The sequence below is a fragment of the Cryptosporangium aurantiacum genome, assembly GCF_900143005.1.
In the GTDB taxonomy this organism is placed as follows: Bacteria; Actinomycetota; Actinomycetes; order Mycobacteriales; family Cryptosporangiaceae; genus Cryptosporangium; species Cryptosporangium aurantiacum.
In genome coordinates this window covers 265832-287480 of record NZ_FRCS01000010.1, presented here as the reverse complement: position 1 = coordinate 287480, position 21649 = coordinate 265832, and the positions used below count along the sequence as shown (strand labels likewise).

Below are 21649 nucleotides of genomic sequence, written 5' to 3'. Positions count from 1 at the left end.
GCACCGCTGGCACGTGCGGTGTCGTCTGCTAGGACACCGATCCGGACTTCTATTGCACCGAGTCGATCGGTCTTTACGCAGTCCACAGCGCTCCGTGTGGTACTCCGACGAGTCGAACGTCAGCCGCCGACAACGTGCATCGGGACCCTCCCTAGACCTACCGCCGAAAGCAGGTGGCGCCCTCCCTGGTAAGGGAGGCATTCTGGGAGGGACGGCCAGGTCACCCGGGGGTGATGGCCTATGCGCGGTGGCAAGCCAGCGAACGCGAACCACAGCGGACGGATTGCATCCGTCGAGCCGGATGGTCCGTTTGTCGGCCGTGAAGAGGCATGCCGGCTACTAGGCGGCATGGTGGCCTCGGTGGCGGCCGGTGGGTCGGCAGGATTCATCGTCGGTGAGGCGGGCGTCGGCAAGACGGCACTGCTGAGGTGGGTGGCTCAGCACGGGGATAGCCGAGTGGTCTGGATCCGTGGGGCAGAGTACGAGTCAGTCCTCCCATTCGCCTGCGCGGCCGACCTACTCACACCGCTGCGCCCCCACTTCGCCGGCCTGCCCGCCGTACAGCGGCGGGCGCTGGAGACCGCGCTGGCGTTGACCGATGGTCCGATGCCCACCAGCCTCGCCATCTGCGCAGCCGCTCTCGGCGCGCTGGCGGCGGCCTGCGACCAGGAGCCACTCGTGGTACTCGTCGACGATCTACAATGGATCGATCCCGAGTCGCGCCAACTCATGCTGTTCGTGGCGCGTCGCATCGTGACCGAACGCATTTGCATTATCTTCGCGCTGCGGGACCAGCCGGGCATCGCGCCTCCGCCGCACGACCTACCGCTCCTGCACCTGACCGGGCTCACGTTGGCCGAATGCACCGATTTGGCCCGTCGACGCGGGCTCGCCGTGCCCGAGCGCATCATGCGCGAGGTCGTGGAGTCCACGGGCGGCAATCCGCTCGCCGTCCTAGAGACGCTCACCCATCGGCCAGAAGCAGCCACCGCCAGCGGTACGCGCCCCATCACGGTGGGGACCTCGGTCGAACAGGCATGGCGACCGGTCCTGGACCGATTGCCCGAGGAAACCCGCCGCGCCCTGTTCGTCCTCGCGGTAGGTCGGCTCCCGGGCCTGCCCGGCGTGGCCGATCTGTTGACCGCAATGGGCCTCTCAATCCATGACCTCGAACCTGCTGAAAGCCAAGGCCTGGTCAGAGCCTCCGAGGAAGGTTTAGAGCTGCGTCACCCGTTGCTGCGCCAGGTCCTCATCGATGCGACCGCGGTCGGCGTCCGACTACGTACCTACCGAGCATTGGCCGACCTAGGGGGACCTGAACAGCGCGTGTGGTACCTGTCGTACACCGCCGCCGACCTGATCCTGCGCGCGCTCGACGTCCTCGGGGCGCACGGGAGCGAACGCAACCGGCAGGAGTCCGCCCAACTGGGCACCGGCTGGTTGGCGCCCTCTGGCACTACTACGGCGCCGCGCTGCTGACCGCGCCCGGCCAGCTCGACGAAACCGACGCCGGCATTGCCGTCGCCGAACAGCTGGGCTCCCGCCAGCTGGCCGTCCCGCTGCTCGGGACGCTGACCCAGCTAGCGCTTCTCCGCGACAAACTGACCGATGCCGAGGACTACCTCCGCCGGATGCGCGAGCTGATGGACACCGGCATCACCCGCGACCCTCGAGGACGTCGACTGGGCCGAAGGCCTATCTCGAACAGGCCACCGCCGGTCCGGAACCCGCGCTAGAGCGCCTGACCGGCATCTACGACGCGGTGCCGACCCGCCCGATGCTAGTCGGTCAGGATCCCGGGAACGCCGCGACGCTGCTCCGGATCGCCCTCGACGCCGGCGACTCCACGCGCGTCAAGCTCGTCGTCCGGGCTGCCGACGACCTCGACATAATCGCTCGCCAGCTGAACTCCTCTTCGGCCTCAGTCAGCAACTAGCAACCGGTTTTGGCAAGGACCAACTCAGACCGTCAAAGCCAATCACGCTGGTGCGGGACGTCCCCTGTGACTGGCCGCCATAGTCGGCCAGTCTGAGCACAGGTGGATTTCCGTCTCGATCGTTCCGGCGTGTGGATGGTGATCGGCGGCACGCCGGGAGGTGACACGACGGACGTCAGCGAGTCCGGCCGCGCCCAGCGCGGCACGAGCCGCACGAGTAGCACGCGCCGGCGTGAGCGGAGGCGACTGATCAGCCATGACGGCCCCCTGGGCACAGTGCGCCCGCGCGAATGAAACCGCGAGCAGTGGTGTCTACGTGCGTGCCGTGTTCGCGGCGGGCCCGATGGAGCCTCACCTCGGTGAGAGCTGTCAAGTCTGATGTTTCTCGGCAAGATTCATCCGACCACGGCGCGCCGGTCACCCCCCTGTTCCTGGGGCGCGACGACTCAGAATTCGGGGCCACGCGACCGATATAGCGAGGGTGATGCCGTCGCAGATGAGTGCATGTGAGCTCGCTCGGCCCGTGGTCTGGTGGCCACCGAGCACGGTCGCCACCACCGGCGCGGACACCTGTTGCACGAGCTGGCGCAGTGTGGCAATCCGCGCGGTGCGCTGCGGGAAGCCGATCGCGCGCAGCCGCGTGTAGAGGACGCCGCAAGACAGAGGTAGCCGACGTTCCGACCGGGCAGAAGCCATTGACCGCCAACAACCGATCGGTACTCGCGCGCCGCCTCAACCGCGGCGAACAGGAGATTGTCGAAGGGCGCCGGAACGGGGCTCGGCGGGTGCCCACAGGCAAGCAGATCGGCGCCGTAACGCGGCCAAGCGACAGTTGGCGGGCGGTCGGTGTCGTGATGCTCAGTGACGGCCCTCTGCGTCTTTCGCGTCGAGTTCGGCGAGCAGCGCGTCGAGGGGATCGATCTCCTCGGCCGGCGCACCGACCGCGGCGGGCGGGGCGGTCGGTGCCGGCTGGGCCGGGCGCACCGCCAGCCGCCAGTTCGTCGGACACCGGTAGATCGGATAGCCGTCGGGAGTGGTGACCGCGCTGGTCAGCTTGTAGTCCAGCACACCGCCGGTCACGATCACCTCGACCGTCGGCGGCAGCCGGTGGCCGTTGTCGCGGTAGACCGCGACGTTCGTGTAACCGGCGGGGCCACCTCGCAACTCCACCCAAGCCTCGATCAACTACCGCACCTCTTCAGGGCCCTCACTACGGCCCATCTCTATCCCGGGATTAGCTAGGTCGCCAGCGCACTCGAGCCGCGCCGCCGGTGCGCACCGAGAGCCAGCCGCAGACCAGCCAGCTGAGCTCCCCCGCGTCAGCGAAGCCTCATCCAGCGAACGGCCCCGGGTGATCGTGGAAAACGGCCACACGCGACACCGGCACAGCAGGCTCCGACCAGCCAGAGCAATTCACACTGCCCAGCATCATCACGTATGACGTCAGAGACGCACCCAGCCGGTATGAACCCCCGCTGGCCTGCGGGAACGACACGCCGCCGACATCCGAGCAACCAATGAGCAACCAACGGCCATTTCTAGACCATAATGGATAGTTGGTCCGCACATGATCGCTGGTCAGCGGGTGGGCCGCCTGGGGATCGAACCCAGAACCCGCGGATTAAAAGTCCGAAATGGAGGCTTATCAAGTCGACTAAGCTATGTGTACCACCCCGACTCGCCCAGCGCTACCACGAACTACCTGATGACATCTGCTACGAAGCCTGAGATCGGGACCCGAAGGCGTCAATCGGTGGCCGCCACGCCACCACGAACCATCCCCAACTACGGCGCTGCATTACATCCGAGCAACCACCGATCAACCCCACCAGCCCTATCCGCTCGCGACCGGCCCCGTAGCCCGCGGGTAGCGGCTCCGCCGCGCGGCAGGAATTGAGGGCTGGCGGCATAGTGGGTGGGTGTTCGTCGTCCATGCCACGAAGAAGCTCCTCGATCGGATCGGTCCGTCGACCCTGCAGCAGGGCGAGGAGTCCACGGCGGCGCTGGGTGCGTGGTATGCCACCGTGTTGTTCTGGCGACCGCAGGTCGTGTTGTGGGTCAACGAGCAGACGCTGCTGCCGGTGCTGATGCCGCTGGCGCCGGCAGCGACCCTGGCGACGAGGTTTCCTGCCCAGCTCGCGACGGTTCTGACCGCGCACGGCATCCCGGATTCGGTGATCGAGGCCGAGCTGGCGCGGATGGCCGACGTCCGGATCGCCAAGACCGCGAACCGGAGCGTCGTGGGCATCATGACGGAGTTCACCCACCTCGCCGAGGTCTACCGGGCCCACGATCCCGCGTCGGACCCGCTCGGCCTGGCGGTACGGCTGGCCGCGACGCCGTGCGGTCCGCTGTATTCCCGGCACGTCAGCCCCGACCGTGAACTGCGTGCCCGGCTCCAACCCACCGCGCCGCCGCCGAGCTGACAGGTCCTCTGTCGATCGCGGCTCGATTCCCGGTCCCCCATGACCCGCGGGCGGCACTGCGCTCAGGTCGGCCGGTAAGGTCCGGGGGCCGTGAGCGAATACCAGTGCTACGAGTTCCTCGCCCTGGACCGACCGCTCACCGACGCCCAGATGGCGGAGGTCCGGGCGTTATCGACACGAGCCGAGATCACTGCGACGAGATTCGTCAACAGCTACCACTGGGGTTCGTTCCGCGGGGACCCGCACCGCATGGTCGAGCGGTACTACGACGCGCACCTCTACGTCACCAACTGGGGCACCCGCCAGGTGATACTCCGGATCCCGAAGACCACGCTGGCCCTCGACGTCGTGGAACCGTACTGCCTGGACGATGAGTCGTTCGCGTGCTGGACGACCAAGACGCATCTGATCCTGAGCCTGTGCAGCGAGGACGACGAAGACGACTTCGACGGAACCGCCGAACACGCCCTCCACAGCCTGGCCGGCCTTCGCGCCGAACTGGCCGCAGGGGACCTCCGACCGCTGTATCTGGCCTGGCTGTCCGCGCTCGGCAAATGGGAACGCGAAGACGACAACGAAGACGCCTTCCGCAAAGTCACAGAACCGGCCGTCCCAGCCGGGCTGAACACCCTCACGGCGGCGCAGCGTGCGCTCGCGGACTTCCTCCGGGTCGACCGTGATCTGCTTGAGGCCGCCGCGCAGGCCAGTGGTGAACCGGTTGGCGTGTCGGTGACGCGCAAAGATCTGGAGCCGCTGGTCGCCGCACTACCCGAGCGAGAGAAGAACAGTTTCCTGGTCCGCTGTGCCCTCGGGCAGGAACCCGGGCTGCCGGCGGTGCTCCGAAACCGGCTGCTGCCCCATCCTGAGCCACCGGCGGCCGGGCGGCGCACCGCGGCCGAGCTTCTCGACGCCGCCTACCGGACGCGCGAGGCACGCCACCAAGAGGCCGTCCGGGCCGCCGAGGAGGACGAGCGGCGTCAGGCCGCGGCCCGAACCGCAGCCCGGGAACGACGCCTGTCCGTGGTGACCGGCCAAGGCGAATCCGCCTGGAAGCGGGTCGAGGACCACATCGCGGCAAAGAAGGCCAGCGACTACGACGCCGCGCTCGACCTGCTCACCGACCTCCACGAAATCAGCAACCGCACCAACGACCTCGACCACTTCCGCAACCGGCTCAACGACCTCCGCCACCGACACCACAACAAGCCGGCCCTGCTCAGACGCCTCACCAACAGCGAACTACCCTGACAACAATCTCGACAGAAACGATGCCCGCCTCACCGCACCATCCGCGTCATGTGCGGACGTTGCATTGCTCATCGCAAGCCAATGATTGCCTCCTGAGCGGGAGCCTGAAAGGTATTCGGCGAAGTGGGAACAACGTAACTGCCGCTGTGGGGGAGTCGGGCAGTGAATTTCGCACACGTTGTGACTTTTTGGGAATCCGCGACGTCTAGTGCTAAGCGCCTATTTGTCGCGAGGCGTGTCCGAGTCGACTATGCCCTCTCTGTGGTCGTGCACGTTCGCCCTGACCAACTAGCTCATCTACATTGCTCTAGGGCGCCGGCCCAAATCGAAAGTAAATATAGCACTCCACTCATCAGAACCAAGCCGAGCATCCACCACCACCAGCCTTTAGACCCGCTCATCTCTGTGACGGCCCAGTCCAGATGATTGGCCTCCTTGCTTTTAATTCTCGCTCGTGCATCTTGTAAATCCGGAACGTCGGGGTCTTCGACCTGCGAATTGCGCGGGTCCGACAATGCTAGGCGTCTGCTTGCGTGATGAAGGTGGGCCCATGTCTGGGCGATTGCGAATCCCGCCACTAAAACGCATGTGACGAAGATTGCCACCAGAATAGGAGGCGCCTTCTGCAGCAGATTGGAACTCAAATCGCCGAATCCGAGAGCCACAATGCCAGTACCGAACCCCGCAGCTGTGGCTTGCGTCAGAGACTCTCGATGTGAGACCGTAGCACGTAACTGGCTTACCTTCATTTCCGGACTCAATACTCAGGGTCCCAGCGTGGGCCGTCGATCCATTTCCAGACACTGTGCAGAGCGCTTGATGCCTTCCGTCCGAACGAGTTCTCGATGTTATAGAAATTCTGGCTCCCAGAAGTATCTCGGTGAGCATTGATGCGCGTAGCTACTGCGGTAGTAATGAGCTCTGCGGCAAGCTGCTGGAACCCTGGGTGAAGGTCCTCGGGGCCGAACTCGCTGAGCAACTGCCGTGTTGCAAACGCGGAATCGCTCATTAATCGACCGAGTATCTCGTCCTCGAGTCCGGGGAATTCATTCTCGGACGCCCTGGCGATCCCCCTGAGAACTCCGCTTCGCACCGCGATATCGTTCACATACGCCACGATTGCCTCCTCGCAGTTTCATCCCGAATCGATGCGGTGCACTCGCTTGAGCAATCGTTGCAGGATCTGCACGACCTAGCCCGCGCGGGCGCAATTGTTATCCAACCTAGCCGAGAAGTGATCGCTGCGGCAAGAAGATGTACCATCGATTGATGGCGGAAGTTTGTGTATCACCCGCAAAGATTCTTACGACCTCAGGCGAATCCGATTGTTTAAGCGTTTCGGGTGGCTGACTCTCATTTGGGGTGCTTCGTCTGAACTGCTATCCGGGCGCAGATTCGGACAGCGGAAGACGACACTCTCGTCGGCAGTTGCGTGCGTTGTCGCCCGCTATTCGCTCGCGGGCTGCGGGCGCGACCGGCTCTCGAGCTGATCTACCGGCTTGTTCGGGCCGATCCGGCTGCACCTTAGCGAGCGCATGCTGATGCGTATCGGCAGCTCACGGGGGTGGAGTGATGACGGGTCAGGGCGTGGTGTTCAAGTACTGCACCTGCGACGAGGGACGGGTCGGGCAGCGCCGGAGCCGGCGTTGTCCACGGCTGGCCGAGCGCGGGCATGGTCTCTGGGCGTTCGACACTCGGATGCCCGACCTCACGGGCCGACGCCGGCAGGTCCGCCGGAGTGGGTTCCGATCGAAGTCTGCGGCCTGCCGAGTTCGCGATGAGCTCCTGGCTCAAACACCGGAACTCCGTGCAGGCGCCGTCTGGACTCTCGAGCAGTGGCTCAAGCACTGGATCAGCACCCGGACCTCGATCCGGCCGACCACTGCACGCAGCTACCAGAGCCACATCACCCTGTATCTGCTGCCGCATCTCGGCCACTACCGGCTCGGGCAGGTCACCGCCCGGCAGCTCACCGAGGCCTTCGCCGTCCTCGCGCAGCAGCACAACCGGTACGGCGAACCGCTCGCCGGCTCCACCCTGCACCGGGTGAAGGCCACGCTCCGGGCGGCGTTCAACGCCGCGATCCGCGAAGGCCTCGTCACCGACAACCCCGCCCGACGTATCGAACTCGCCCCGGCCCGGCGTCCGCATGCGGTGGTCTGGACCGAACCCCGCGTCCAGACCTGGCGACGCACCGGAGAACGCGAACCGGTCACCGTCTGGACCGCCGAGCAACTCGCCACGTTCCTCCAGAACACCAACACCGACCGGTTGCACGCCCTCTGGCACCTGATCGCGCTCCGCGGGCTCCGCCGGGGTGAAGCCGCTGGCCTACGGTGGTGCGACGTCGACCTCGACACCCGCCAGCTGGTCATCTCGCAGCAGCGCGTCGAAGTAACCGGCGCGATCCTCGTCGGGCCACCCAAGAGCGCGGCCAGCCGCCGCACGGTCGCGCTCGATCCGCACACCGTCGCGGTTCTGCGCGCCCACGCCCAGCGGCAGCGCTTCGAACGCCGCGCCGCCGACGAGGATTGGACCGACACCGGGTACGTCTTCACCAAGATCGATGGCCTGCCGCTGCGGCCGAGCTACGTCACCAATCGGTTCCGGCTCCTGCGCAGGAACCTCGGGCTGCCGCCGGTCCGGCTGCACGATCTCCGTCACGGCGCCGCGAGCCTGGCCCACTGCGCCGGCGCGGACTTGAAGCTGATCCAGGACCAGCTCGGGCACGCCAGCATCGTGCTGACCGCCGACACCTACACCACCGTCCTCCCACCGGCCCAGCACAATGCCGCCGCGGCCACCGCCGCTCTCGTCCTGGACGCCGCGCGCCGCGTCCGCGGTGACATCACGCGAAAGAGTCGCGCCGAACGGCGCCGCGCAAACCGCATCACCGCACGCAGAAAACCGTGCCTGATCAACCTGAACCCGCAGGTCAGCGGCTTGGCGCTCAACCTCAGTAAGCAAGCAACGTCGCGGCGGGGACGAGCAACCGGCGAGCAACCACTGTCCGCATAGGAACCAGAGACCGCGCAAAAGACCAGGTCAGCGGGTGGGCCGCCTGGGGATCGAACCCAGAACCCGCGGATTAAAAGTCCGCTGCTCTGCCAGTTGAGCTAACGGCCCGCTCGGGCACAGCACGAGCACCCGAGAGGGCATACCCGGCCGCGTCCCGCTTGAAGTGTCTCAGACCCGAGCGGCGACAGCGACAGAACATCCCACTGAGCGCGTTCCGTCCCGCCGGACCCGTACCCGGCTGCGCCGCACACGCCGGACGTCCACCGAAAGGAAGAGCCGACCCCGGACGCTCGACCGGCACGGACAGTCTGAACGTGCCGAGTATCCGACAGAACCTGCGTGCCGCAATCCGGGTCGACAACAGTGCTCACCTGGGCTGACGCCGATCAGGCGCCGGCCACGGCGGCGCCGGACCCGTTGCGCACCCTTCGTACGGTCCCGTCACCGCATCCCCTCAGCGACAGGCAGGAATGATGACGCGACGGATCCAGACGGCGCTGCTCGGGCTCAGCGTGGTGCTCGCACTGGTGCTGGTGACCGGAGGCTCGACGGCGGCGGCCGGCGAGCGGACGGTGGCTGCGGCGCCCCGGGCCGTGACGGTGGCCCAGCCGAAGCCGATTCTGGTCCCCACGTCGACGCCGTACCGGCGCACCGGCAGCAACGCGGTGGCGCTGACGTTCGACGACGGGCCCGACCCGCGCTGGACGCCGCAGGTGCTCTCGCTGTTACGCAAGCACAAGGTCAAGGCGACGTTCTGCTTGATCGGCGCCAACGTGAAGGCCCACCCCGACCTGGTCCGCAAGATTGTCGCGGACGGTCACGCACTGTGTAACCACACGATGGGCCACGACCTGAACCTCCGGAAGAAGTCGCGGGCCGCGATCGAGGCTGACCTGCGCGCGACCAGCGCATTGATCAAGCGGGTGAGCGGCGGAGTCACCCCGAAGTACTTCCGGGCACCGGGTGGCAACTGGTCCGGCGTGGTGGTGTCGGTGGCGCGCAACCTGGGGATGGCGTCGATCGGCTGGGCCGTGGATCCGCGTGACTGGGCGAAGCCGCCGGCGACCACGATCGTGTCGCGAGTGCGGGCCGGGGTTGCCCCGGGAGTGATCGTGCTCATGCACGACGGGGGCGGAGATCGGTCCCGGACGGTGGCCGCACTGAAGATCCTGCTGCCCGGGCTGACCTCCAAGTACCGACTGACAAGGCTCTGACCTGCGGATTCATCGGAAGAGAAGAGTGCTTTTGGCAAGAGGCCTCGTTGTCGCCTATGCTGATCTCGCTCCCGACGCGGACGGGGTGGGTGCGCCGCCCGGCGGACATGTGTGACAGCATGAACGCCGTTCGGGTTGCACGCCCTCATCGTCTAGTGGCCCAGGACGCCGCCCTTTCAAGGCGGTAGCACGGGTTCGAATCCCGTTGGGGGCACGGCAAGACCCGGTCTATCCGGACCAGGTCCCGTGGAGCAGTTCGGAGTGCTCGCCGCCCTGTCAAGGCGGAGGTCGCGGGTTCAAATCCCGTCGGGACCGCTCTCGCTGCCGCACCTTTGGTGCGGCAGCGGAGTGAAGGTGGCATTGGGTGTCGCCGCACTCGGCCAGGTAGCTCAGTTGGTACGAGCGTCCGCCTGAAAAGCGGAAGGTCGGCGGTTCGACCCCGCCCCTGGCCACATCGATCACGAGGCATTCCCGCGAGACAGCGGGGGTGCCTTTTTCGTTTGTGGCCGCTGCGATACTGGGCCCGGCGTCCGGGGAGAGGAGGTGCGGTGATGATCACATCCCTGTTTCCCGCGCCTCCCGTGGTCGGCTGACCGACGCCACCGCGACCACGATGGCGCGCGTCGCGAAGGATCAACGCATGAGCGTCCGAGTAAGGCACATCACGGTCGACAGCGCCGACCCGTACACGCTGGCCCAGTTCTGGTCCAAGGTGACCGGTTTCACCGAGGACCCCGAGGACGGCAACGCGCCGGACGACCCCGAGGCCCTGCTTCTCTCGCCCGGCGACGGACCCGACCTGCTGTTCGTCACGGTGCCCGAGCGCAAGGCCGGTAAGAACCGGATCCACCTCGACCTGCAGCCCACCGAGGGCACGCGGGACGAGGAGGTCGAGCGGGTGCTCGCGCTGGGTGCCCAGCTGGTCGCGGATCACCGGAAGCCGGACGGGACCGGCTGGGTCACTCTGGCCGACCCGGAGGGCAACGAGTTCTGCGTCGAGCGCAGCGCCGCCGAGCGGGGCTGACGGAGCTCTGAGGCCGGGCTCCACGAACACCGTGGAGCCCGGCCGGGCTACTCCGGGTTCGCGTCCAGGTGCGCCTCCAGGTCGTCCAAGCTGCGGCTCCACAGCCTCCGGTACGGCGTCAGCCAGGCATCGATCTCCGCGAGCGGCCCGGGCGCCAGCTCGTACCACCGCCGCTGGGCGTCCTGCCGCACGCGCACCAGGCCGGCGTCGCGCAGCACCTTCAGATGCTTCGACGTCCCGGGCTGGCTGAGCCCCAGTTGCTCCACCAACTCCCCCACCGGACGCGGCCGTTCGAGCAGCAGGTCGAGGATCCGACGCCGGGTCGGTTCGGCGAGCACCGCGAATGACGAGGTCACCGTACGAATATAACTGCGCAGGAATATGCGGCGGCAAAAACGTCGGTGGTGGTCGCTACGGTGCGTCCGACGAAGCCAGGGGAGGCGACGGATGTTCGACAACGACGAGCCCACCGACGACTGGTTCGACCACATCGGGCTCGGCGGCGAGAGCTACCAGAGCGATCGGCTGCCCGCCGGCCGCGACGAGAACAACGAGGGGGTGGCCTCCGCGATCCACGGCGCGGTGGCACTGCTCCAGGCCCTGCACGCCGATCACGAGGCGGTGCCCGCCGCGGTGACCTCGTGGGCCGCCGTGTACGGCACCGCGACCGTGGAGCCCGAGCTCGACGAGCTGCAGCAGGAGTTCCGGGCCCGGCGTCCGCGCACGATCGCGGACGCGTTCATGGCGGGTGCCGTCGCGATGGGCGACGCGATCAGCGGCCCCACGTCCGACTTGGTCAGCCAGCAGCTGGCCGCCCACGTGAAGATCGAGACCGAGCTGCTCGAGCGGCTGGCGCAAGCCACCGACCGGCCGGTCCGCGACGTGCTGGCCCACCTGGAGGAGTGGGCCACCAGCGAAACCGTAGACCCGAGGTAGATCAACGGGCGGGCGCGGCGACGTCGAGCAGGAGCGTGGCGAAGTCCTCCGGGCGGGAGAGGAACGGGTGGTGCCCGGCCGCGAACTCCACCACCGCTGCGGCTCGCGTCGCCCGCTCGCGCTGCACGTCCGCCGGGATCGCCCGGTCGTCCGTGCAGACGATGTAGGTCGCCGGCACGTCCCGCCAGGCCGCGGCGCGCACCGGCTGGCCGAACGGGGTCATCGACTGCCTGGTCAGGCGGCCTACGGCCGCGTCTGCCGTCGGCCCGTCGCAGTCCTGCACAAACAATTGGCGGACGCTGTCCGGCAGCACGCCGATGGTTCCGTCGGCGCCCGGGTCCAGCCAGGGCGCCGGGCCGGTGCCCGCCACACTCGCCTGCGATTCGCCGACGTCCGGCAGCATCGAGGTGACGTAGACGAGCTGCCACACGGCCGGGTGCGCGTGGGCGGCGTCGGTGATCACGATGCCGCCGTACGAGTGCCCGAGTAGCACCGCTGGCTCGTCGACCTCGTCGAGGACCGCGCGGACCGCGTCGACGTCGTCGTAGAGGTCGCCCAGCCGATCACCGGGCGTGTCACCGCGGCAGCTCGGTAGCGCCACCGCGCGGCTGCGCACGCCGGCCGCGGCGATCGGCCCGACCATCCGGTTCCACCACCAGGAGGCATCCCGAACGCAGGCTCCGTGCACGTAGACCAGGCGCATGCATCCCCCACCGACGAGAGCCGACACCGGCCAGCGAAGCAGCACGAGACACTCCTCGTGGACCGGTTCCGCTCGCAGCGGAGAAGGACCGGAGCAGAAGCGAAGAAGAGCAGAGACAGGGCACCCGTTGCCATTCCCTATCTAAACGGTAGGGTTAGCCGAGCCTCGCACACACCGGAAGGACCCCGATGAGCCTGACCTTCCACTGGTTCCTCCCGACCATGGGCGACAGCCGAAACCTCGTCGCCGGCGGCCACGGCGTCGACCTCGGACGCGCGGCCGGCGACCGTCCGGCTTCCCTGGGTTACCTCACCCAGATCGCCCGTGCGGCAGAGCACCTCGGGTTCGTCGGCGCGCTGACGCCCACCGGTGCGTGGTGCGACGACGCCTGGCTCACGACGGCGATGCTGGCCCAGACGTCCGAGCGGCTGAAGTTCCTGGTCGCGTTCCGGCCGGGTCTGCTGTCGCCGACGCTCGCGGCCCAGATGGCCACGACGTACCAGCGGCACTCCGGCAACCGGCTGCTGCTCAACGTCGTCACCGGCGGCGAGAGCAGCGAGCAGCGGTCGTACGGCGACTTCCTCGACAAAGAGGGGCGCTACCAGCGCACCGACGAGTTCCTCGAGGTCGTCGGCCGGCTCTGGCGGGGCGAGACCGTGACGCTCGACGGGCAGCACGTCCAGGTGGCCGGTGCCTCGCTGAGCCGCGTCCCCGACCCGATCCCGGACGTCTACTTCGGTGGCTCGTCACCGGCGGCCGGCCTGGTCGCCGCGCAGCATGCGGACGTCTACCTCACCTGGGGCGAGAAGCCGGAGCAGGTCGCGGCGAAGATCGACTGGATCAAGGGCCTCGCGGCGGAACGGAACCGCACGCTGCGCTACGGCATCCGGCTGCACGTGATCAGCCGGGACACGTCCGAGGAGGCCTGGGCGGAGGCGGGACGTCTGCTCGCGAACCTCGACCCGGCCACGATCGAGCGCGTCCAGCAAGGGCTGGCGCAGAGCGAGTCCGAGGGCCAGCGGCGGATGGCCGAGCTCCACGGCCGTGGCCAGGCCAGCACCGCACTGCGTGACCTGGAGATCTCGCCGAACCTTTGGGCCGGTGTCGGTCTGGTGCGCGGCGGGGCGGGCACCGCGCTGGTCGGCAGCCACACCGAGGTGGCCGACCGGATCGTCGAGCTGTCCAAACTCGGGCTGTCGGAGTTCGTGCTCTCCGGCTACCCGCATCTGGAGGAGGCGTACTGGTTCGGCGAGGGCGTGCTGCCGCTGCTACGGGCGCGCGGGCTCTGGGAGCACCCGGTGGCCGCAACGATCGACGCACCGCACGTCGACGTCCCGTTCGCGGGCAGCGCAGGCCGCTCCCTGGCGCCGTCCCCGCACTGACGGACGGGTAGGGAGGCGCTCGACGCCACCGAACAACCGCCGGCCGCACACCACGGCCCGGTGTCTACGGCTGCTGCACACCCAGCGGTACAGTGCGCCGACGAACGCCACCAGCACCGGAGAGTAGCTCGATGTCCACATCCCCGCTCGAGGTCCTGGTGGTCGACGACGACGCCGGCGACGTCCTGATGATCGAGGAAGCGCTGAGCGCCAACGAGGTGCCCAGCCACCTGCACGTGGTCTCGGACGGCGTGGAGGCACTCTCGTTCCTCCGCCGCGAGGACCCGCACGCGGACGCGCCCCGGCCGCAGCTGATCCTGCTGGACCTGAACATGCCGCGGATGGACGGGCGCGAGGTGCTCGCCGCCGTCAAGAGCGACGACGAGCTGCGGTCGATCCCGGTCGTCGTGCTCACCACGTCGGCGCTGGACGAGGACGTCCTCCGCAGCTACGAGCTGCGCGCCAACGCGTTCGTCACCAAGCCCGTCGACCTCGACCAGTTCACGTCGATCGTGCAGCAGATCGAGAGCTTCTACGGCCGGACGGTCCGTCTCCCCCGGTAGGCCCGCGCTCCGCGGCGTCGAGCCGGGCCGAGGTTTCCAGCCGGTGCTGCTCGGCCCGCTGGAGCGTGCGGTCGGCGCCGGCCAGCTGGCGCTCGGCGTCCACCAGCCGTCGTTCGGCCTCGGCGAGCACCGCGGCGGCTTCGTCGCGCGCATGACGGGCCACGTCGCGGCTCCGGCGGACGGCGTCCCGCTCGCACCGGGCTGCTGCGACGGCGCGATCGGCGACAACGCTCTCCGCCCGGGCGGCTGCGACCTCATGGATGGGCTCCTGCGCCGGCTCGGAGGCAACCTGCGGACCAGGGTCCTCGGGCAACGGTCCGAAGCCGACGTACGCCTCGCCACGCACCATCCGCCCGGACAGCACGCGCTCGGCCACCGCCGCGTCCGCGACCGCCGCGTTCAGCGTCGCTTCGAGGTCCGCCACCACCGACTGCTCCAGCTCGAACGGCCCCTGGTCGCCCCGCCGCGGGTAGGACTCCCCCGCGAGCCGGGTCGCCGCGGCCACCAACCCCGCAACACGTTGCCGCCGCTCGGCCGAGAGCGCCCGGATCGCCCCCGGATCCGACCGGCGCTGGGCCTCGGCCAACTGCGGACCGAGTAGTACCAGCGCGCGCAGCTCCTCCCGGCGTGCGCCGGCCAGCAGATTGACGCACCACGCAGCTACCGTGGGCCGTCGTAACAGCTTGAGCCGACCGGCTAACGCGGCCTGCTTCTCACCCTTCAGCTCCGCGATCCGGACATCGCGAGCGGTCGTGAACTGCGCCGGCGGTAACGCGTAGAGCGCCGTCGCCTCCTGCTCGTAGTTCATGTGCCCGCCTTCCGATCAACGGTCTGTATTGATCGGAACACAACGAGTCAGTCGTCCGCCACCAATGCGCGCAAGAGGGCAGCCAACGACGCCTCCGGCGCGAACTCGTCGTCACCACCGCGGGCAAGGCGATCGAGCAGCAGACCGTCGCCGTACGCGAGCAACTGCCGAGCATGCTTCTCGGGGCGGCCCGAGCCGACGGCAGCTAGCCACTCCCCTGCCCAGGCCCAGAGTTTTGAACTCCATTCGAGCAGCTCGACGCGCAACGCCTCCTGGTGCGCGGCCTCCAGGAAGATCGCGTGCCGCGCGAGCGTCAGCGTCCGGGCCGGCCCGGCCAGCTGGCGGAGCAACGCGCCCACCCGGCCCGCCAGCTCGTCGACGGAGACCGGCCGCGGCGCCCCGGCCAGCGTGGCGAAAGCCGCGGTCTCCCGCTCGAACAGGTAACCCAGGATCCCGGCGAGCAGAGCATCCCTGGTCCGGAAGTAGTTGGACGTGGTGCCGGACGGCAGGTTGCCCCGCGCGTCGACGGCGCGGTGCGTCAGCGCACGGGTGCCCTGTTCGCCGAGCACTTGGACGGCCGCGTCCAGCACCTGCTCACGACGTCCGGGCATGCGGCCACACTACAGCTCTAGTAGCAACCACTACATCAGTAGTACGCTGACGCCATGGGCACTGCAGCTGTAGTAGGAGCGGGAATCGGCGGGCTCGCCACGGCCATCGCGCTGCGACGCGACGGGTGGGACGTCACAGTGTTCGAGCGCTGGCCGCGCATCGTCGAACTCGGCACCGCGATCGGGCTCTGGCCCGACGCCCAGCGGACGCTCGACCGGCTGGGGCTCGGCGAGCGGATCCGGGCCGTCGGTGTCCCGTACCGGCAGGGTGCGGTGCGGACGCGGCGCGGGTGGCGGATCGCGCGCTTGCCGCTGAAGCGGATCGAGAAGCACGGCGGCGCGCCGGTGCTGATGGTCCCCCGCACGACGCTGATCACGACGCTCGCCGACGCCATCCCCAGCGACGTCGTCCGCACCGGGGTGACGATCACCGACCCGGACCGGCTGCGACGCGACCACGACCTGGTCGTCGGCGCCGACGGCTACCGCAGCATCGTCCGGGACGCGTTCTTCCCCGGTGTCCGCGCCCGATATCTCGGGGTGGTGGCGGTCCGTGGCGTGGTCGACGGGGAGTTCGGGCCGGCCGGTGAGGTGTGGGGGCGCGGCGCACTGGTCGGCGTCACGCCGGTCGAACGCGGCCGGACGAACTGGTACGTGGCGCTGCGGGCGCCGACGGGAACCAAGCCCACGGTTGCCGACCTGCGTGAACTGTGCGCCGACTACCCCGATCCGATCCCGGCCGTCCTGGCGGCCGCGACCGACGAGAGCCTGCTCCGGCACGACGTCCACGACCTCGCACCGGCGCCGGCGTCATATGTCCACGGGACGATCGCGCTCGTCGGCGACGCCGCCCACGCGATGGCGCCGTCACTGGGGCAGGGGGCATGTCAGGCCCTGGTGGACGCCGACTGCCTGGCTACCGAGCTCACGAACGCTCCGGATGTCACCACCGCACTCCGGAGCTACGACCACCTCCGCCGCCGCCCCACCCAACGCCTGGCGCGCGCCTCCCGCCTGCTCAGCCGCGTCCAGGCCTAGGTCCGCCGAACGCCTGGCCCGCCGAACGCCTGGCCCGCCGAACGAACCTACGACGCGTGCGTGTGGTGCGTCCAGCTCTCGCCGTCGTACCAGCGCAGCCCACCCTGACCGTACGGATCCGGATACCACCCGGCCTCGTACTCCGAACTCGACGAGGAGCCACTCGTCGCCGGTGCCGAGCCCCCCGCCGCGTCCGGCTTGGTCTCCTCGATCAGCACGTCGACCTCGGTCTCGGACAGATCCAGCAGCCTGCCCACCGCCACCAGGTCGTCGCGCTCCTCGTCGGTGACCTGCTTGTCGGCCCACGCGGTGGCGGCGAGCGTCCGCACGTACTGCCGGTGCGCGTCGCTCTGCTCGGCCTCGAAGATCGCCAGCGCGGCCGCCAGGTCCTTGAGGTGGATGGCCTCGGTGAACGAGAGCACCCGGTCGGACACCGCGTTGTCGAGCGCACCCAGGTACGCGCTGACCGGCCCGGACTCCTCCGGCGACCGCGGCGCGTCCTCCACCACGTCGGCGACGAACTCGCTGTCGACCTCCGGGTTCGGCGCCTCCTTGACGTCCACGTCCGAAGCCGCGGCCCCGGACGAGAGGCCCGCGTACGCCGCAGCCATCCGCGCCATCTCGGGGCTGACCACCGCGGTCTGCTCCGGGTCGGCGGCCTCCCACTCCTCCTCGGCGCGCGGCGCCATCTGGAAGTCACGCATCGGGATCCGCGGCCACGACATCCGGCGCGCGCGCTCGATGTACTGCACCCACGGCGAGGGCAGCGTCGGACGCTGCGCGAGGAACGTGCCGAACAGTGCACCGGCGGCCCGCGCGTTCGTCAGCGCCGACCGCGGGCCGTCCAGCGGGATGCCGGCCGCCGCGCAGCACTGCTCCAGCGTGCGGCCGGGCAGCGACGGCAGGTAGCGCGGGGCGTTCGTCATCGTGCAGATCGCGGGCACGTGCGGCATCTCGAACCCGGTGCGGCGGAACTCCTCGTCCAGGAACGCCGAGGTGAACAGCAGGTTGTGCCCGACCAGCACCTTGCCGCGCAGCCACTCGACCAGCCAGCCGGACAATTCGTCGAACCGGGGGGCGTCGTGCACGTCCTCGTTGCGAATACCGTGCCCGTCCGCGGGGCCGACGTCCATGCCGGGGTTGACCAGCGTGGCCGCCTCGCCCATCGAGTTGCCGCGTTCGTCGAGCACGACGATCGCCAACTCGACGACCCGGTGTTCTTTGGGGCTCAGTCCGGTGGTTTCAGCGTCGATGACGACCCACGTCGGGGCCCCGGCTTCATCCGTCACGCTCATCGCGTCGAGGATAAGCCACCCGCCCCGCCGAGCCGCCACTGCTCGTCCTGCTGCCCCGAAGAAATTTGTCCAACCGTCGACCCATCACCGACGGCGCTCAGATCAAGCGCATCTGGCGCGCGGCCGGGCGGCGCGTCTCGTCGGACGAACCGGTCCGGTCGAGCAACCCCTCGTCCACCGGGGACAGGAAAGGCGTCAACGCCGCCGCAGCGGTAGCACCACGGCGGGTGATCTGCCGCGGCGCGGAGAGGAACAACCGCTGCCGCGCCCTGGTCACCCCGACGAAGAACAGCCGCCGCTCCTCGGCCTCCTGCTCGGCATCCGGCGCCCCCGGCCACCGCAGCGGCACCACGCCGTCGGCGCAGCCCACCAGGAACACCACCGGGAACTCCAGACCCTTCGCCGCGTGCAGGGTCAGCAGCGACACCGCGTCCGCCCGCGGATCCAGCGCGTCCACCTCGGCCCCGGTCGCCACGAACGCCAGGAACCCGTCCAGATCCTCCGCGAACGTCGTAGCGACCGGCCGCAGCAACTCCACCGCAGCCCACACGTCCGAAGCCCGCAGCGACACGTCGTCAGCGGAGAACAGATCCGGCGCCGCCGCCCGCGACGCCAGCGCCTGGCCCGCCGCGCGCAACCGCTCGGGCACGGTGCCGGGCAGCAACGCCAGCTCCCGCAGCACGGCAGGCACACCCGGCCGGTCGGCCAGCCGGTCGACGCCGCGCTTCTGGAACGGCAGACCCGCCGCCGTGAACGCCGACTGCAGCGTCCGCGACTGCGCATCCGTGCGATACAGCACGGCCACGTCCCCGAAGTCGAAATGCTCCTCGACCTCCGACGACCCGTCCACCCGCCCGGAGTCCAGCGAGTGGAACGACGAACCCCCGACCAGCGCGTCGATCGTCGCGGCCACCCAGCCGGCTTCCTCGCCCTCCGAACCCGTGCGATGCACCGCGATCCGCGCCGCACCGAGATCACGCCGCTCCGCCGACAGCGTCCGCCCCGGCACCAACGTCCCCGGACGCACGATCTGCACCGCCGCAGCCACGATCGGCGGCGCCGAACGATAGTTCCGCGACAGCGTCACGGTCGTCGCCGCCGGATAGTCCGATTCGAACTGCAGGAAGTACCCGAAGTCGGCACCGCGGAACGAGTAGATCGACTGGTCCGGATCACCGATCGCGAACAGGTTGCCGTCCGCCGGTACCAGCGCCCCCAGCAGCGCGTACTGCGAAGCGTCCACGTCCTGGTACTCGTCGACCAGTACGTGCTTCCAGCGCGTCCGGTACGCGGAGGCCAGCGGCACCGCGAGCGGCACCAGTTCGTCCAGCTCCAGCAGGCCACGCGAGCGCAGCCGCTTGCGGTAGTCCTCGCGCAGCTCGTCCGGCACCGGCTTGTCGGCCGGAACGTCCAGTTCGGCCAGCACCGCGGCCCGGTCCGCGTCGTCGGCCACCGACGGCGGCGCGTCGAACCCCAACGCGACGTGCTGTTCCCGGCAGATCGTCAGCGCCAGCGCGTGGAACGTCGCCACGAACGGCATCCCCGAACCGTCGGGCAGCAACGCCGCCAACCGCTCCGAGAGCTCCGCCGCTGCCCGCCGCGTGAACGTGATCGCCAGACACGACTCCGCGGCCACCCCCCGCTCCGCCACCAAGTACGCCACCCGGTGCGTCAGCGTCCGCGTCTTGCCCGTCCCCGGCCCCGCCACCACCAGCAACGGCCCGTCGGCCGCTCCCGCGGCCGCCCGCTGCTCCGGGTCGAGACCCTCCAGCACCCCCCGGTCCGGGATCTCCAACGGCAAGGTGTCTACGCCTGCCTGGTCGGCCGCCGCCGGCTCGTCCGCGCGGTCTTCCGGCGGGCCGCCGTACGAGGCGCCGCCGTGCGTGGCGGGCCCCGTCACCTCCTGCTCGCCCCGTGCGGTGGTGCCGGTGCGGGGCGATGGGATCCCCGAGGTCGCCAGCAGGGCTGCCGGGTCGGCGCTGCGGCTCACGGCGGCGCCGGCCGTTCCGGGGCTACGCGCGGCAACCGGCGCGGGCGACCGTCCGGCGGCGGTTCGCCGGACGGCGTAGTCCTCCTGGGCTGGCAGATCGAAGAGCGCGGACGTGCCGGAAGAGTGCCGGAGCTCGGAAGGCTCGAAGAGCCGGATGACGCCGTATTCACCGTCGTAGCCGGGTTGGCGGATCACGTCGCCGCGGCGGAGGCGGGCGATCGCCTCGCCGAGCCGCTCGCCGCCGACCGCGGTGATCTGGTCGACCGGGATCTCGGTGAGGATGTCCAGCTCCGGGCCGAGCGCGGCGACCAGGCCGTCGACCTCGCGGGTGACGGTCTTGCTGCGGGGGCCCACCGAGTGGATCTCGCCGACGATCTCGGGCAGCGGGACGAGGTTGCGGAACGCCGCTTTGCCGGACGGCCGGGCGCCTTCGGGACGGTCGGCGAGGGCTTCGATCCGGGACAGCACGCCGACCGTGACGGGCTTCCCGCACACCGCACACTTCCCGTCGGCCGCGATCGTCTCGGTAGGTTGCCACCGCACTCCGCAGGTGCGGTGCCCGTCCGCGTGGTACTTGCCCTCCTCCGGGAAGAACTCGATCGAGCCCGCGTACCCGTCGCCGGTGCGCAGCGCGTCCCGCACCGCGAAGTAGTCCAGCTCGCAGGCGTAGCTGTGCGCCTCCCTGGCCAGCGCGGGCGGCGAGTGCGCGTCGGAGTTGCTGACCAGCGTGTACTGGTCGAGAGAGGACACCCGCCAGTTCATCGCCGGGTCGGACGACAGGCCGGTCTCCACCGCGAAGATGTGGTCGGCGAGGTCGGCGTAACAGTCGGCGATCGCGTCGAAGCCGGACTTCGAGCCCAGCGCGGCGAACCACGGGGTCCAAATGTGGGCGGGCACCAGGTAGCCGTCCGGGCTCGACTCGAGCGTGATCTCCAGCAGGTCACGCGAGTCCAGGCCGAGGATCGGGCGGCCGTCGGAGGCGATGTTGCCGATCCGGGCGAGCTTCGTGTTGAAGCGGCCGACGGCCTCGAGGTCCGGGAGATAGACCAGGTGGTGCACTTTGCGCGTTTTGTCATCGCGCTTGTAGATCGTCGAGATTTCGACGCTGAGCATGAACCGGACGGTGCCGGCCGCGAGGATGCCCGGGAGGGTCCGGTCGACGGACTTCGCCAGGTCGTCGTTGAGGCGGTACAGACCTGGTTCGGCGGGGACCAGCGTCTCGTGCAGGTGCGCGTTCCACGCCGGGTGGGTGAAGTCCCCGGTGCCGACCAGCGTCAGACCCTTGCGCTTGGCGAACCAGGTCAGGTGCTCGAGATCGCAGTCACGGCTGCAGGCGCGGCTGTACTTCGAGTGGATGTGCAGGTCCGCGTGGAACGTGGGGCGCGGCATCGCGTGATCCTCCCACGCGCCTCAATTTCCCCGCGCACCCCACGCCGCATTGCACGGCCCGCCGACGG

At 69.2% G+C, this 21649-nt stretch carries 18 protein-coding genes and 4 tRNA genes; 13 read left to right on the top strand and 9 right to left on the bottom strand.

Annotated elements, in window-relative coordinates; all coding sequences use genetic code 11:
* The first annotated feature begins 240 nt into the window (after window positions 1-240).
* A complete protein-coding gene (locus BUB75_RS29980) occupies window positions 241-1479 on the top strand; it encodes an AAA family ATPase (RefSeq protein ID WP_073261506.1) in 1239 nt (412 codons plus the stop codon).
* 1315 nt (window positions 1480-2794) lie between these two features.
* Here the strand turns inward: BUB75_RS29980 and BUB75_RS29975 are convergent.
* Window positions 2795-3121, bottom strand: a complete 327-nt coding sequence (locus tag BUB75_RS29975; protein ID WP_143175488.1) for a hypothetical protein — start codon at window positions 3119-3121, stop codon at window positions 2795-2797.
* 734 nt (window positions 3122-3855) lie between these two features.
* Here BUB75_RS29975 and BUB75_RS29970 point away from each other — a divergent pair.
* Window positions 3856-4362, top strand: coding sequence for a DUF6933 domain-containing protein (locus BUB75_RS29970; RefSeq protein WP_073261502.1), 507 nt, complete (start codon window positions 3856-3858; stop codon window positions 4360-4362).
* Window positions 4363-4452: 90 nt separating this feature from the next.
* Window positions 4453-5610, top strand: coding sequence for a hypothetical protein (locus BUB75_RS29965; RefSeq protein WP_073261500.1), 1158 nt, complete (start codon window positions 4453-4455; stop codon window positions 5608-5610).
* A gap of 757 nt (window positions 5611-6367) precedes the next feature.
* On the opposite strand, the gene BUB75_RS45590 is transcribed toward BUB75_RS29965, so the two are convergent.
* A complete protein-coding gene (locus BUB75_RS45590; RefSeq protein WP_143175487.1) occupies window positions 6368-6727 on the bottom strand; it encodes a hypothetical protein in 360 nt (119 codons plus the stop codon).
* A gap of 455 nt (window positions 6728-7182) precedes the next feature.
* On the opposite strand from BUB75_RS45590, the gene BUB75_RS29960 reads away from it, so the two are divergent.
* Window positions 7183-8628 carry a tyrosine-type recombinase/integrase gene (locus BUB75_RS29960; protein WP_073261497.1) on the top strand — a complete coding sequence of 482 codons (1446 nt, stop codon included), beginning with the start codon at window positions 7183-7185 and terminating at the stop codon, window positions 8626-8628.
* A 35-nt stretch (window positions 8629-8663) separates the two neighbouring features.
* Here the strand turns inward: BUB75_RS29960 and BUB75_RS29955 are convergent.
* A tRNA-Lys gene (locus BUB75_RS29955) sits at window positions 8664-8736 on the bottom strand.
* A gap of 365 nt (window positions 8737-9101) precedes the next feature.
* Here BUB75_RS29955 and BUB75_RS29950 point away from each other — a divergent pair.
* The 5 genes from BUB75_RS29950 (at window position 9102) to BUB75_RS29930 (ending at window position 10866) form a co-directional block, all read left to right on the top strand.
* A complete protein-coding gene (locus BUB75_RS29950; protein ID WP_178380010.1) occupies window positions 9102-9842 on the top strand; it encodes a polysaccharide deacetylase family protein in 741 nt (246 codons plus the stop codon).
* Between the two features lie 141 nt (window positions 9843-9983).
* Window positions 9984-10056 (top strand) — tRNA-Glu (locus BUB75_RS29945).
* 26 nt (window positions 10057-10082) lie between these two features.
* Window positions 10083-10157, top strand: a tRNA-Asp gene (locus BUB75_RS29940).
* 63 nt (window positions 10158-10220) lie between these two features.
* Window positions 10221-10294, top strand: a tRNA-Phe gene (locus tag BUB75_RS29935).
* A 188-nt stretch (window positions 10295-10482) separates the two neighbouring features.
* Complete coding sequence (locus BUB75_RS29930) at window positions 10483-10866, top strand: VOC family protein (protein WP_073261606.1); 384 nt, start codon at window positions 10483-10485, stop codon at window positions 10864-10866.
* Between the two features lie 47 nt (window positions 10867-10913).
* Here the strand turns inward: BUB75_RS29930 and BUB75_RS29925 are convergent, their stop codons facing one another.
* On the bottom strand, window positions 10914-11222 hold the full coding sequence (locus BUB75_RS29925) for an ArsR/SmtB family transcription factor (protein WP_073261493.1): 309 nt from the start codon (window positions 11220-11222) through the stop codon (window positions 10914-10916).
* Window positions 11223-11313: 91 nt separating this feature from the next.
* On the opposite strand from BUB75_RS29925, the gene BUB75_RS29920 reads away from it, so the two are divergent.
* Window positions 11314-11802: a hypothetical protein gene (locus tag BUB75_RS29920; protein ID WP_073261491.1), complete on the top strand. Its 489-nt coding sequence runs from the start codon at window positions 11314-11316 to the stop codon at window positions 11800-11802.
* A gap of 1 nt (window position 11803) precedes the next feature.
* Here BUB75_RS29920 and BUB75_RS29915 read toward each other — a convergent pair whose 3' ends face one another.
* Window positions 11804-12550, bottom strand: coding sequence for an alpha/beta fold hydrolase (locus BUB75_RS29915; protein WP_218617837.1), 747 nt, complete (start codon window positions 12548-12550; stop codon window positions 11804-11806).
* Window positions 12551-12693: 143 nt separating this feature from the next.
* Here BUB75_RS29915 and BUB75_RS29910 point away from each other — a divergent pair, with 143 nt between their 5' ends.
* Window positions 12694-13887 carry an LLM class flavin-dependent oxidoreductase gene (locus tag BUB75_RS29910; protein ID WP_073261487.1) on the top strand — a complete coding sequence of 398 codons (1194 nt, stop codon included), beginning with the start codon at window positions 12694-12696 and terminating at the stop codon, window positions 13885-13887.
* 131 nt (window positions 13888-14018) lie between these two features.
* Window positions 14019-14450, top strand: a complete 432-nt coding sequence (locus BUB75_RS29905; protein ID WP_073261485.1) for a response regulator — start codon at window positions 14019-14021, stop codon at window positions 14448-14450.
* Here BUB75_RS29905 and BUB75_RS29900 read toward each other — a convergent pair.
* Window positions 14389-15258: a hypothetical protein gene (locus tag BUB75_RS29900; RefSeq protein ID WP_073261483.1), complete on the bottom strand. Its 870-nt coding sequence runs from the start codon at window positions 15256-15258 to the stop codon at window positions 14389-14391. The genes BUB75_RS29905 and BUB75_RS29900 overlap by 62 nt on opposite strands.
* 47 nt (window positions 15259-15305) lie before the next feature.
* The gene (locus BUB75_RS29895) at window positions 15306-15869 is read right to left on the bottom strand and encodes a TetR/AcrR family transcriptional regulator (RefSeq protein WP_073261481.1); all 564 of its coding nucleotides are present in this window, start codon (window positions 15867-15869) and stop codon (window positions 15306-15308) included.
* Between the two features lie 54 nt (window positions 15870-15923).
* On the opposite strand from BUB75_RS29895, the gene BUB75_RS29890 reads away from it, so the two are divergent.
* Window positions 15924-16907 carry an FAD-dependent monooxygenase gene (locus BUB75_RS29890; RefSeq protein WP_073261479.1) on the top strand — a complete coding sequence of 328 codons (984 nt, stop codon included), beginning with the start codon at window positions 15924-15926 and terminating at the stop codon, window positions 16905-16907.
* Window positions 16908-16954: 47 nt separating this feature from the next.
* Here the strand turns inward: BUB75_RS29890 and BUB75_RS29885 are convergent, their stop codons facing one another.
* Both BUB75_RS29885 and BUB75_RS29880 read right to left on the bottom strand, forming a co-directional pair.
* Window positions 16955-18202, bottom strand: coding sequence for an exonuclease domain-containing protein (locus tag BUB75_RS29885; protein WP_073261477.1), 1248 nt, complete (start codon window positions 18200-18202; stop codon window positions 16955-16957).
* A 97-nt stretch (window positions 18203-18299) separates the two neighbouring features.
* The gene (locus BUB75_RS29880; RefSeq protein WP_073261475.1) at window positions 18300-21581 is read right to left on the bottom strand and encodes a UvrD-helicase domain-containing protein; all 3282 of its coding nucleotides are present in this window, start codon (window positions 21579-21581) and stop codon (window positions 18300-18302) included.
* Window positions 21582-21649 lie beyond the last annotated feature (68 nt).